Annotated in this window: 11 protein-coding genes; 2 read left to right on the top strand and 9 right to left on the bottom strand. The window is 50.7% G+C overall.

The window, feature by feature from the left end:
• Positions 1-7 precede the first annotated feature (7 nt).
• Together ACP15Y_RS10005 and ACP15Y_RS10000 are read left to right on the top strand one after the other, a co-directional pair.
• Positions 8-865 (top strand): mechanosensitive ion channel family protein, encoded by an 858-nt coding sequence (locus ACP15Y_RS10005; protein ID WP_424982924.1) that lies wholly within the window; start codon positions 8-10, stop codon positions 863-865.
• Between the two features lie 9 nt (positions 866-874).
• Positions 875-1,825 (top strand): aldo/keto reductase, encoded by a 951-nt coding sequence (locus ACP15Y_RS10000; RefSeq protein ID WP_424982923.1) that lies wholly within the window; start codon positions 875-877, stop codon positions 1,823-1,825.
• A 3-nt stretch (positions 1,826-1,828) separates the two neighbouring features.
• Here ACP15Y_RS10000 and msrA read toward each other — a convergent pair whose 3' ends face one another.
• The 9 genes from msrA to ACP15Y_RS09955 form a co-directional block, all read right to left on the bottom strand.
• Positions 1,829-2,428, bottom strand: a complete 600-nt coding sequence (gene msrA, locus ACP15Y_RS09995; protein WP_424982922.1) for a peptide-methionine (S)-S-oxide reductase MsrA — start codon at positions 2,426-2,428, stop codon at positions 1,829-1,831.
• A gap of 162 nt (positions 2,429-2,590) precedes the next feature.
• Positions 2,591-4,153, bottom strand: coding sequence for a 2-isopropylmalate synthase (locus ACP15Y_RS09990; RefSeq protein ID WP_424982921.1), 1,563 nt, complete (start codon positions 4,151-4,153; stop codon positions 2,591-2,593).
• A gap of 323 nt (positions 4,154-4,476) precedes the next feature.
• Positions 4,477-5,370: a PhzF family phenazine biosynthesis protein gene (locus ACP15Y_RS09985; protein ID WP_424982920.1), complete on the bottom strand. Its 894-nt coding sequence runs from the start codon at positions 5,368-5,370 to the stop codon at positions 4,477-4,479.
• A gap of 142 nt (positions 5,371-5,512) precedes the next feature.
• Positions 5,513-6,532, bottom strand: coding sequence for a ketol-acid reductoisomerase (ilvC, locus tag ACP15Y_RS09980; protein ID WP_424982919.1), 1,020 nt, complete (start codon positions 6,530-6,532; stop codon positions 5,513-5,515).
• 61 nt (positions 6,533-6,593) lie between these two features.
• Entirely contained in the window at positions 6,594-7,217 is a 624-nt protein-coding gene (locus ACP15Y_RS09975) for a TetR/AcrR family transcriptional regulator C-terminal domain-containing protein (RefSeq protein WP_424982918.1), read from the bottom strand.
• Between the two features lie 229 nt (positions 7,218-7,446).
• Positions 7,447-7,728, bottom strand: coding sequence for a putative quinol monooxygenase (locus ACP15Y_RS09970; protein ID WP_424982917.1), 282 nt, complete (start codon positions 7,726-7,728; stop codon positions 7,447-7,449).
• Positions 7,729-7,789: 61 nt separating this feature from the next.
• On the bottom strand, positions 7,790-9,058 hold the full coding sequence (locus tag ACP15Y_RS09965) for an O-acetylhomoserine aminocarboxypropyltransferase/cysteine synthase family protein (RefSeq protein WP_424982916.1): 1,269 nt from the start codon (positions 9,056-9,058) through the stop codon (positions 7,790-7,792).
• A gap of 110 nt (positions 9,059-9,168) precedes the next feature.
• Positions 9,169-11,076, bottom strand: a complete 1,908-nt coding sequence (locus ACP15Y_RS09960) for a putative bifunctional diguanylate cyclase/phosphodiesterase (protein ID WP_424982915.1) — start codon at positions 11,074-11,076, stop codon at positions 9,169-9,171.
• Positions 11,077-11,385: 309 nt separating this feature from the next.
• Positions 11,386-12,873 carry a carboxypeptidase M32 gene (locus tag ACP15Y_RS09955; protein WP_424982914.1) on the bottom strand — a complete coding sequence of 496 codons (1,488 nt, stop codon included), beginning with the start codon at positions 12,871-12,873 and terminating at the stop codon, positions 11,386-11,388.
• Positions 12,874-12,968: the final 95 nt, after the last annotated feature.

Here is a 12,968-nt window from a genome sequence, read left to right as displayed (position 1 = left end):
CACATAAATGCAGCTTGAAGAAATCTTCGTTTCCGCCGTTGAATGGGGCACAACCTATGGCACATCAGCCATTGTTGCCCTAATCGTCATCACCGTGGGTTGGTTTGCTTCAAGCTGGCTCTCCAAAGCAATCGTCAAAATGCTGCCCCACAATCAGGCCTTTGACGAAACCGTTGCACCGATGGTTGGGCAACTTGTCCGTTATTTGATCCTCATCGTTGCACTTGTAATTGCCTTAAGCGAGCTCGGCGTGCAAACTGCATCCATTCTCGCTGTTTTGGGCGCCGCCGGCCTCGCCATCGCTTTGGCATTACAGGGCACCCTGTCCAACATCGCAGCAGGCGTAATGATCCTTTGGCTGCGCCCCTTCAATGTGGGCGATTACATTGAAGCTGACGGGATCAATGGTGTGGTCCGCCAAGTTGGTCTTTTCGCAACGCGTATGCGCACACTCGACGGTAAATATCTATTTGCGCCCAATTCAAAGATCTGGGACGCCACCATCATCAATTATAACCGTGAGCTCACGCGCCGGATCGAGTTCAGCGTGGGCATCGGGTATAATGCTGACATCGCGAAAGCCCGCGAAGCCCTTTTGGAAGCGGCAGCGGCAGACGAGCGCATCCTTAAATCACCTGAACCTGTTGTTTATGTGATGGGCCTTGGCGCAAGCTCTGTTGATCTTCAGCTCCGCTGTTGGACAAAAACAGCCGATCATTGGGAAACAGCCATGGCCATGAATGAACGCGGCAAATTGGCTCTAGATGAAGTTGGTGTTGAAATTCCGTTTCCGCACGTGCAACTTGTGGCAGCAGATGGCGCCAATGTAGCGGCATTGGAAGTGCAAGAAGAAACACAAAAATAGGATCGGCTCATGTCCCCCACCATCAACTGGCGCCAAACCCAAACCATTCCGGCACTCGGGTTAGGCTGTTGGGCCATTGGTGGACCTTATTGGGCAGATGCTATCCCGCTTGGCCTTGGCAAAACTGACGATGACACGGCACTTGAAGCCCTCAAAACCGCACTAGATTGCGGTATCGCCTATTTCGACGTAGCGGATGTCTATGGCGCTGGCCATGCGGAAGAGCTGTTAGGCAAAGCTCTGACCGGGCGTAATGATGTGGTGATCGCCACTAAATTTGGCCATAAGTTTGATGAAACCAGCAAGCAAGTGCAAGGTCGCGCCACAAGCGCCGCTGACATTCGCGAAGCTGTGCACAATTCACTCCGACGCTTAAAGCGCGAGAAAATCGATCTTTATGAGCTCCATTTGGAGGGTCTAAAGGCCGATGAAGCGGACCAGATTGCTGATACACTCGACAGCCTAGTGGATGACGGCAAAATTGGCCAATATGGTTGGGTGACTGACCTATCAACTGATGTACAGCATTGGGCAGAACTCAGTCATTTCGCTGCCGTGCAGCACGAATTTAATTTGCTGAACCCTGCATCAGAGCTTCGCGACATTTGCACCAAGCAAAGCCTTATATCCATCTGTCGCGCACCGTTTGCGATGGGGCTTTTGAGTCACCAGATCAACCACGCCAACAGCTTTGGCGATGCAGACAGCCTGCCAGAGCATTTAGCGCACTATCTCCACGGCGACGATCCGCAGGCGCGTCTGGCCAAAATCCATGATTTGTTACGCACCGATGGCCGTACCATTGCCCAAGGCGCACTAGGCTGGATTTGGGCAACAGACAAAAACGCCCTGCCCATCCCCGGTTTCCGCACATCCGATCATGTGAAAGAAAATGCAAAGGCCCTCGAATTTGGGCCTTTGCCAATTGATGTGGTGAAGGAGCTAAACGCCCTCACCTAGAGCTTATTTCTCAACGCCCATATGTGCTTGGTCACCCCAAAGGGCCTCAACACGTTTGTCGCGCCCACAGGTGAAGCGGTAGAAATTATAGCGCACCGGATTTTTCTTGTAATAATTCTGGTGATAATCCTCTGCCTCATAAAACCGATCATCCGAGATAATTTGTGTCACGATGGATTGGTCCAAGGCGCTCTCCGCCGCGGTTCTTGACGCGAGCGCTGCGGCTTCCTGATCGGCGGTAAGCGTGAAAATCGCGGTGCGATAGCTGTCACCTCGGTCGCAGAACTGGCCGCCCTCGTCTACCGGATCGATGGTACGCCACAAAATATCAACAAGCTCGCGATAGCTCACTTTCTCATTATCAAAGGTGATTTCCACCGCTTCATAATGACCAGTGCCGCCAGCAGTCACCTGCTTATAAGTCGGATTGGCAACCGTGCCACCTATATAGCCCGACACAGCCTCTTTCACGCCATCGACTTTTTCAAAGTCAGATTCGACACACCAAAAACAGCCACCAGCAAAGATGGCTTTTTCTTCTGCGGCTTGGGCTGCGCCAACGCTCATAAGGCTAGCCAAGGCAAGATAAGTCAATGCACGCATGTTCGTCTCCTTTAATCTGATAACGAAATTGATGCCGATGAAGTTCACTTGCAAATCACTTAGGATTGACCGAAATGTCAAAAAGGCGCTGAAACTTGTTCAGCGCCTTTACGTATGAGTCAAACGGGCGGCGCGGCAGCGCCTTCCCTATGAGTCAATTTGTTAGCCAGCCATTGCGCCTTGAGCAGATGCACCGCGCTCTACCAACAGACGGTTATAGGCGTTCAAATAAGCCCGTGCGGACGCCACCAAAGTGTCTGGTTCGGCCGTGCGGCCAGAGGCAATTTTGCCATCCATTTCCAAACGCACGTGAGCATTAGCCTGCGCATCAGTGCCACCCGTCACCGCATCAACACCATAAAGCACCAAATGTGGATCTGCGCCAACAGCCTCTTTGATCGCATTAAAAATGGCATCAACTGAACCTGTGCCTGTCACGCTGACTGATTTTTGTTCACCTTCAATAGACAACACCATATCACACTGGTGCGCACCGCCAGTTGACGTGCTGACGCTCATGGAAACCAGCTTGATCTTGTCTTCTACCGAGCCCATTTCATCGTCAACCAAGGCAACCAAGTCCTCGTCATAGACGTGCTTTTTGCGGTCAGCCAATTCTTTGAACCGTTGGAACGCTTCTTGGAAGGCGTTGTCGCCCAACTCATAGCCCAACTCTTTCAGCTTTTCCTTGAACGCGTGGCGGCCAGAGTGCTTGCCCATCACCAATGAAGTGGCTTTGATGCCGACGCTCTCCGGCGTCATGATCTCGTAGGTTTCCGCGTTCTTCAACATGCCATCCTGATGGATGCCGCTTTCATGCGCAAACGCGTTTTTGCCCACAATCGCCTTGTTGAATTGCACATTGAAGTTGGACGCTGCGGCCACAATCTTCGACGCGCGGGCCAAATGGGTCGAGTCGATTTCCGTGTGATAAGGCAATGTATCGCCGCGGGTTTTGATCGCCATCACAATCTCTTCAAGCGCAGCATTGCCTGCCCGTTCGCCCAAACCATTGATGGTACATTCAACCTGCCGTGCACCGGCTTGCACACCAGCCAATGAGTTAGCCACAGCCAAACCCAAATCATTGTGACAATGGGTGGAGAAAATGGCCTTATCCGAATTCGGCACCGTTTCGATCAAGGTCTTGATCATGTTGTAATATTCTTCCGGCACAGAATAACCAACGGTATCAGGAATATTGATGGTGGTCGCACCAGCATTAATGGCTGCTTCAACGCATTTGCCCAAAAAGTCCATCGGCGTCCGTGTTGCGTCCATGCCGGACCATTCGACATCATCAATCAAGTTGCGTGCCTGTGTCACGGTTTTGGTGACAATCTCCAACACTTCATCCTGCGTTTTGCGCATTTGGTGCGCCAAGTGAATTGGCGAAGTGGAAACAAAGGTGTGAATACGCCCGCGATTAGCAAAGCGCACTGCTTCCGCCGCGCGGTCAATATCAGCTGGAATAGCACGGGCCAAACCCGCAATAACAGAGTTTTTCGACCGACGGGAAATCTCGGCAACCGCTTCAAAATCACCATTTGAGGCGATCGGGAAGCCCGCTTCAATGATATCAACGCCCATATCGTCCAACAATTCGGCCACCTGAAGTTTTTCCTCAAACGTCATGGTGGCGCCGGGCGACTGCTCGCCATCGCGCAAAGTGGTGTCGAAAATAAAGACCTGATCGGTGTTTGTATTGTGGTTCTGTTCGCTCATTTTTCAAAAACTTCTCTTTAGACAGGGCGCATCGCCCAAATTGACCTTTGGTGTGCAAAATTCCCCTAAATACCCGTTCTCCCTGATGAGAACCGTCGGTACTCAGGGGCTAATAAGGAGTAGGTCTAGAGATAGTTTTTGCGCGCACAGCAAAAAGCCGTCTGCCAAAAGGCGACGGTCAGAATATTTTGTGCTGTGCAACATACGGGTCATAGCCTACCCAAAACTGTCTAACGCAAACAAATTCAAATCAGGTGAAACCTTAACCAAGCTTGCCGATGATTTCTAGACATTTTTGTCCAAAACCGACTAGATGCTTAAAATTAGCCCAATAAATCAAGCTCACCCTGGGCATTGATCACCACATGGCCACCCAGTCCGGCATGAACCATCTTTCCATTTTCAAGCTTCACCTGTGCCTCAATGTAGCTCGGTCGTCCCATTTCCTTGCCCTGACGCACCACAAAGTCGGTCTGGCCTTCGCCAAACTTGTGATTGTCCGCCAAGTGGCCGATGAGACATGAAACAGCTGAACCTGTTGCCGGGTCTTCGCCCAACCCATTCATGTCAACAAAGCAGCGCGCCGCATAATCATTGTCGGCCTCTGATTGCGTTGGACAATAAATGAACACACCATTCACGCCTTCATTAAACATCTCAGCCCAACCGCGGCGCTGAACTTTCAGTTCTTTCAACACCGATGCATCCTGCACGGGCACAATCAAAAACGGCACACTCACCGAATAGACCCCTGGCTCCATTCCCCCATAGCCAATCTGATGCGGCATTAACCCCAAATGGGTTGCAATCAGGTCTTTATCTGGCGCATTTCCCACGCGCTGCGGCAATTGCGGCAAACCAAAACGTGCGTGGCCAGACTTCTTGCCCGTCGGCGTCATCACCGACACGATGGTGCCAACCTTTTCATCCAAGCGCACAGCGCTTGTTTTATGGCGCAAGCCAAGTGCCACCGATGCACCGATGGTCGGATGTCCCGCAAATGGCAACTCGCCACGTGGCGTAAAAATGCGCACAGCCGCCAAATGGCGCACCGACTGCGGTTTATGGACAAAAATTGTCTCAGACAAATTGAACTCACGGGCGAGTTTCAACATTGTTTCGTCAGGCATCCCATCTGCCTCGAACACTATCGCGAGTGGATTGCCAGTAAAGCGTTCTTCAGTGAACACATCCGCGATCATAAATGGATATTTCATTCTAAGCCCCAAACGAAACATAAAGTATCTGCAATGGTTACAGCTTACCGCAGCACGCCTAACGAAGTTTGAACAAAAAAAGGGGCGCCGAAGCGCCCCTATAGTTAGCTCTGGGAGAGCTAGGGTTTAACTTTTTGAAAGCTTAGTTCTTGTCTTTATCGACCAAGGCACCAGCTTTAATCCATGGCATCATATCGCGAAGTTTTTCACCAACTTCTTCGATCTGGTGCGCGTCATTGTTGCGGCGTGTTGCTTTAAAGCTAGGCTGACCAGCTTTACATTCCAACATCCAATCGCGCGTGAAGCGGCCAGATTGAATATCTTCCAAAACGCGCTTCATCTCGGCTTTTGTTTCAGAAGTCACAATGCGTGGCCCTGTTACATATTCGCCGTACTCAGCTGTATTAGAGATTGAATAGTTCATGTTGGCAATGCCGCCCTGATAAATTAGGTCAACAATCAACTTCACTTCGTGCAAGCACTCGAAATAGGCCATTTCTGGTGCATAACCAGCTTCAACCAATGTCTCAAAGCCAGCGCGGATCAGTTCAACCAAACCACCGCACAAAACTGCCTGCTCACCAAACAAATCAGTTTCACATTCTTCTTTGAATGTTGTTTCGATGATACCTGAGCGACCGCCGCCAACGCCAGAAGCGTAAGCCAAAGCAACGTCTTGCGCGTTGCCAGTCGCGTCATGGTGGATCGCAACAAGACATGGCACACCGCCACCTTGCTCAAATTCACCGCGCACAGTGTGGCCTGGGCCCTTAGGTGCAACCATGATCACATCAACGCTGTCTTTTGGCTCAATCAAGCCGTAATGCACGTTCAAACCGTGGGCAAAAGCAATCGCTGCGCCGTCACGAATATTTGGAGCAATCTCATTATTGTAGATGTCAGCTTGCAACTCATCAGGGGTTGCCATCATCATCACATCGGCCCAAGCGGCAATATCTGCAACGCTCATCACCTTCAGCCCATCAGCTTCAACCTTTTTCGCAGTGGTTGAGCCTTCACGCAAACCGATCGCAATGTCGGTGACGCCAGAATCTTTCAGGTTCAGCGCATGTGCGCGGCCCTGGCTACCATAACCAATAATGGCAACTTTTTTGTTCTTGATCAGATTAAGATCAGCGTCTTGATCGTAATAAACACGCATAATTGCGTTTCCCCTTAATTTATCTTTGGTTCTTTACCTGCGTGGGGCAGATTGATTGTCGTTAAGCGCCGTACAGCTTCAAAAACTGCTCAGTCGCCCGTTTTGCATCTCGGATAACGTCTTGATCTGAAAGCTCAAACTCGTCACCCAATAGAAGCCGAATCTGGACATCTCTCAGCACCAAGCCGAAAAATGTCCGAAATGCCTCCTCCTCGTCGTCAAAGCGAAGCAAGCCTGCGCCCCGCCCTGCCTTCAACAATGGCTTCAACCGTTTGCCAACCGCAAAGCGGCCATTGGTCAAAACCGTATGTCCCAAATTGCTCAGCGGCCCAGCATGGGTGATCGCCAAACGGTTCAGCGCCACCGAAATGTCGCCTGCAATAACTTTGAGCCAGTCATATGCAAACCGTTCCAAATTGGCTTGCAATGCCTCGATGCTCATGCGTTGTGGACCCAGCGGCACAGGACGCACCTTCGCAGCCTGCCACTGCACAATCGCTGTCAACAACCCATCACGGTCGCCAAACCATTTATAAAGCGACTCTTTTGAACAGCGTGCGCGGCGCGCAACGCCGGTCATGGTCAATTTATCACCAACTTCAACCAACAAGGACAACGCAATATCCAGCACATCTTGCTGACGCTGCGTTAGTTCTTCATCACCCAGTTTAATGGCAGCCGACAATTTCACCTCCGTCGATCGGTCGCGAACCACCGCGCCCGTCTGCGACCTTTTCGATGAAGGCCCAACCTGCCCTCTTTCATCCGAGTCGCTCAATCTGATATGGAACCGTACCGTACGGTTCGGCAATTGTCAATAAATAGTTACAGCCTTCGCGAGTTCGCAAACATCAATCATAAGAGCACAAGAAATTCTACTGGAAAGTCAAACAGTTGCCAAAATTTGGCCAAGACTACTCTTCGGTAATCCGATAGTGCCGGGGAATGCCTTTCGTCACCAGCGCCCATTCGGAAGCACCCGCTCGCTCTTGATGTGCCTCAAACGCAGCCCGATCTTGAAAACACTCGGACACCAGAAACCGCTCCGGCCTTTTCGCGTCTTGCACTACCTCAAAAGCAAGGCATCCCGGCTCCGCTCGGGTCAATTCTATGTGGTGTGGTAATGCTGCCGCGACCGCCCCAATTCGCTCCAACGGCACATCGATATGACCATTTAAATATACTTTTTTCAACATGCCACCATTTCCATAAAAAGGGGCGCCGTAGCGCCCCCAAAATGCTAAATGCCGGATTGGACTACGCTTTGTCCAATGCCTGCTCAATATCTGCGATGATGTCGTCGACATGCTCAATGCCCACAGAAATCCGCACAAGGTCGCGTGACACGCCAGCGGCTTTCAACTCATCATCATTCAACTGACGGTGTGTTGTGGATGCAGGGTGACAAGCAAGTGATTTCGCATCACCAATGTTCACCAACCGCAAGATCATCTCAAGCGCATCGATAAAGCGCGCGCCCGCTTCCTGGCCGCCTTTAATGCCAAAGCTCAAAATGCCGGACGCTTTACCGCCAGAGATTTTGTTAGCCAAATCATTGTAAGGCGAAGAGTTCAAGCCCGCATAATTGACCCACTCAACCTTGTCGTGCGCTTCAAGATATTCTGCCACTTTCTGCGCATTTTCGCAGTGGCGCTCCATCCGCAAACCGAGTGTTTCCAAGCCCTGAAGGATTTGGAAGGCGTTCATGGGCGAAATGGCAGCGCCGGTGTTGCGCAATGGTACAACGCGCGCACGGCCAATAAAGGCTGCGGGGCCAAGCGCCTCAGTGTAAACAACGCCGTGATAAGAAGGATCTGGCTCGTTCAACACTGCAAAACGTTCCTTGTCAGCCGTCCAGTCAAACTTGCCGCTATCAACAATGATGCCGCCGACGGAGGTGCCGTGGCCACCAATATATTTGGTCAATGAATGCACCACAATGTCTGCACCATGTTCAAACGGGCGACACAAGAACGGCGAAGCCACAGTGTTATCAACAATCAGCGGCACACCATGCTTGTGGGCGATCTCAGCCAACTCCTCAATGTCAACCACATTGCCCGCAGGGTTGCCAATGCTCTCGCAGAATACAGCTTTGGTGTTTTTATCAAACAGCTTCTCGATGCCGTCAAAGCTGGCATCAACCATGCGCACATCATTGCCCTGACGCGGAAAGCTATGTTCGAACAAATTGTAAGTGCCGCCATAGAGCTGGCTAACTGAAACAATGTTATCACCGACACCAGCAATGGTTTGGATGGCATAAGTGATCGCAGCCATGCCGGAGGCCAAAGCCAAACCTGCAATGCCGCCTTCCATCTCAGCAACACGCTGCTCAAGCACGGCGGTGGTGGGGTTCATGATCCGGGTGTAAATATTGCCTTCCACCTTCAGATCGAAAAGATCAGCGCCGTGCTGGGTGTTATCAAACGTATAGCTGGTGGTCTGATAGATCGGCACAGCCGCCGCCTTAGTGGTGGCTTCAGAGTCGTAGCCATGATGAAGGGCGAGTGATTCCAATTTCATAATATTTTCCCGAAATTTGACAGAGTTCGCCATATCTTATCATTTGATAAGAAACCGCAAAGGTGCAAAAGGGAAATTCCAGTCTACTAAAGACCGCTTTTGTAAAAAATCTATGCGACGCCTTGGTGGCCAAGCTGGCCATCTTGAGTATGCAACAAGCTGATGAGCTTTTGATGCGTCATTGGGCGCGCGAAATGGAAACCCTGATAATATTGGCAACCCAGCCCTTCAAGCACCTTCAAATGATCGTTGGAGCTGATTCCCTGTGCGACAACACGCAAATCCAACCCTTGTGCCAGCTCAACAATTTTGCTGACCAATATGCGGCTTTGAGCAGAGAACCGCAGGTCACAGATCAATTCAGAATCCAGCTTCACCACATCAATTGGCAGTTGGTGCAAATGGTTAAAGTTCGAAATCCGCCCACCAAAATCATCCAGCGCAATAGTGAACCCATATGTGCTCAATTCATTGAGCATCTTATCAGCCCGGTCCAGATGATCGTGCAGCACATTCTCCGAAATCTCAAAAATGATGCGGTTTGGCGAAATACCCTTTTGACGGGTAATGTCCATCAATGCGTTGATAACGTAAGGCTCAATCACATCCGCGGTGGATAGATTGAAGCTCATCTTGAGATATTTCGGCCAATGCACCATGCAATCTGTGGATTTTTCAAACAGCGCCAAAGTCAACTTGTTCATCAACCCCATAGCTTCCGCCACCGGGATAAAGTGATTTGGCAAAATCTCCAGCCCGTCTGGACGATGCCAGCGCGCCAAGGCTTCAACGGCTGTGATATTATTGTTCTCGGCGCTGACGACAGGCTGGAAAATCATCTCCATCTCGTCAACAAACTGGCTGTCGCGCAGCCCCTGCGCAATTTCAGCTGAGTCACGGGTAACCCGCTCATGCTTAGGCTCAAACAACAAGGCGTGCCCGATATGATAGGTTTTTGCGTAATAAAGCGCATGGTCCGCGCGCTCGAACAGCTTTTCTGCATCGTCGGCATCAACCCCTGCCCGCGCGAACCCCATAGAGGCAGACAATTTCACCTGTACCCCTGTTTTCAGCACAAACGGCACTTTGAGCGCAGCGCAAATCGCACGACCCAGGGCGATAATATCGTGATCCGTCATGCGATGCAGGGTGATCAGCGCAAACTCATCACCGCCCACACGCGAAACGAACACTTCTTCGCCCAAAAACTCCACCAAACGCCGCGATACCTTGCACAGCAGATCATCGCCCGCCGGGTGGCCATAAATGTCATTAATTGGCTTAAACCCATCCAAATCAATCAAGCCAAGCGTTAATGCGTGCGTGTTGGTTCGTGGGAACTTCCGTTTCAAATAATGAAAGAAACCACGTCGGTTATCCAAATCAGTCAGCACATCTTTAAATGCCAGCACACGCATTTCTTCAGCGCGCGCTTTCGCTTCACCTTGAGTGCGGTAGAGACGGGTTTGTTGATCAATGAAAGTTTCAAAATCACTCCCAAAGCTGTGGGTGATCACCGCAATAATTGCCGCAACAAAAATGAAGTGCAACGTCAAAACTGAGAAGATATCAGCATTTGAAAACCAGCAGGAGATGGAGAGCGGCACACCGACGCTGAGCACAAGCATCAATGCTGCCTGCCGCAGGTAAGCTAGGCAGAACAATGCACCCAAGAGTGAGATCAACACAAAAAAGCTCACCTCTTGAGGAGCCGCCACATTATTTTGCGACATGCCCCAAATGCCCCAACTGGCAAATACGATTCCAATAACCCCAGCGGAATAAACAATTGATTGAAGTGAGCGCTGCAATTGACGCGCGTCTAACTTGGATTCATCAAAGCGCAACCAGTGAATGATGCGCCACAAAAACACCGCTGCAAGCCCACCCGCGCCGACCAAAACGCGCCAGTCCAGGCCATCCGACCACCCATGCTGTGCAACAACCAAAATCGCGGAAAAGCCGAGCATATAGACAAATGGCAGACGAAAATGCAGCATACGCAACTGCGCACGCATCAATGGTTCGTTCGAACCATCAATGGTTATCGTCCCTTTCAACCATTTTACCACTCGTCCAAACAATTGCTTCCCCACCCTAATTCCTGATCGCGTCAACATTTGAGATTCGATCAAAGAATAGATTGAATTGTTCAACTCAATTTGAGCTAAAAACGCTCATTTCAGAAAAATGAAAAACCCCAAATTTGATTAAAAAGTTAAACACATAAGTGTAACCAATTAACTAACTGAATTATCAGACAAAATTGAATACAAAAAAACCGGCACTTTTGAGTGCCGGTTTTCAACTTAAGGCTGTCTCGCTGTTTATGCAGACAGATATCTTGTGCGCAAATGTTGCTTAAACACTTCAACATCCAACACGGAGCCCGTGGCATCACTAACCATGTCATCCATAGAAACAGATGATGCTCGATGGTGAACATTGCTGCGCAGCCATTTAAAGACACCTGCAAAATCGCCCGCGCGCACTTCATCATCCCAAGATGGCATTTGCGCTTGCAACGCTTGGAACAGCTGTGACGCGGTCATCGCCCCGATGGTATAGGTCGGAAAATATCCCAATGCGCCGCCAGACCAATGGATATCCTGCATACAGCCATTGCCCACGCAATCTGGGCGCACGCCGATATTCTTCTCCATCTCATCGTCCCAATATCCCGGCAAATCTGCAACCTGCAAATCACCACTCAGCAATGCCTTTTCAATGCGATAACGCAGCATCACATGCAGCGGATATGTCACCTCATCGGCATCCACACGGATCAAACCGCGCTTAACGCGCAGGATAGAACGTTTAAAGTTTTCCATCTCCCAGCTATCGCCACTGACACCAAAGGCCTCACGCACCTTTGGCAAGGCAAAGGCCAAAAACGCATCCGAGCGACAAAGCTGCATATCCAAGAACAGCGATTGGCTTTCATGCATGCTCATGCCGCGGGCTTGTCCTACAGGCTGCCCCCGCCAATCAGCTGGCAAGCCGATTTCATACATGGCATGGCCTGTTTCGTGCAGCACACCATAAAGGCTGGTTGAAAAGGCTTTTTCATTATAGCGCGTGGTCAAGCGCACATCGCCCGGCACACCACCGCAGAACGGGTGCGCCGACACATCAATGCGGCCATGGTTAAAGTCAAAGCCCAACGCCTCCATAAAGCGGCGCCCCAGTGCTTCCTGTGCGCCAACAGGCGTTTCCCCATCAAGCGGCTTCACCTGCCGATGGGTAGATTGAAACTCAATCACTTCATTCAAGAAATCGGGCAAAAACGCGCCAAGCTCATCAAAATAATGATCAACCTTTGTGGTGCGCATGCCCGGATCAAACGTGTCCAACTGCGCATCATAGGCGCTGAGACCAAGCGCCTCAGCCTTTGCATCGGCAGCCTGACGCACCAGCACCAGCAAGGGCTTCAATTTGGCGGCGAAGCTGTCAAAATCATTTTCTGGCCGCGCTTGCTGCCACACATGGGTGGTTTCTGACTGCGCTTTGCTGAGAGCATGTACCAAATCATTCGGCACTGCATTGGCGTGCAAATAAATGCGCTCCATCTCTTTAAGGTTGGCGGCATCCCAACCTTCCAACTTCTCTTCTTTTGCTTGCGCAATCAGATCGCCCAAATCTGGCGCGGTATATTTTTCGTGGGCAACGGCGGCCAACGCAGCCAATTGCTCGCCCCGCACGTCAGAAGAGCCTTTTGGCATAAAGGTTTCTGCATCCCAGCTCAGCATGGACGATGCGCCTTCAATGGCAGAAATTTGTGCAAAACGTTTCTTTAACTCAGCATAGGCAGCCATGCCCGTCTCCCCAATATATTTGAAAAACATCACGCCGGCAGGACAAGGCGCGATTTGGGCAAAGACTAACGCTATGTTTTGCGCCAAAGCAAGCA

It is taken from the genome of Maritalea sp. S77, from assembly GCF_049801075.1.
Lineage (GTDB): Bacteria > Pseudomonadota > Alphaproteobacteria > Rhizobiales > Devosiaceae > Maritalea.
Note: the sequence above shows the minus strand (reverse complement) of the source record. Positions and strands in the feature narration are given on the sequence as shown.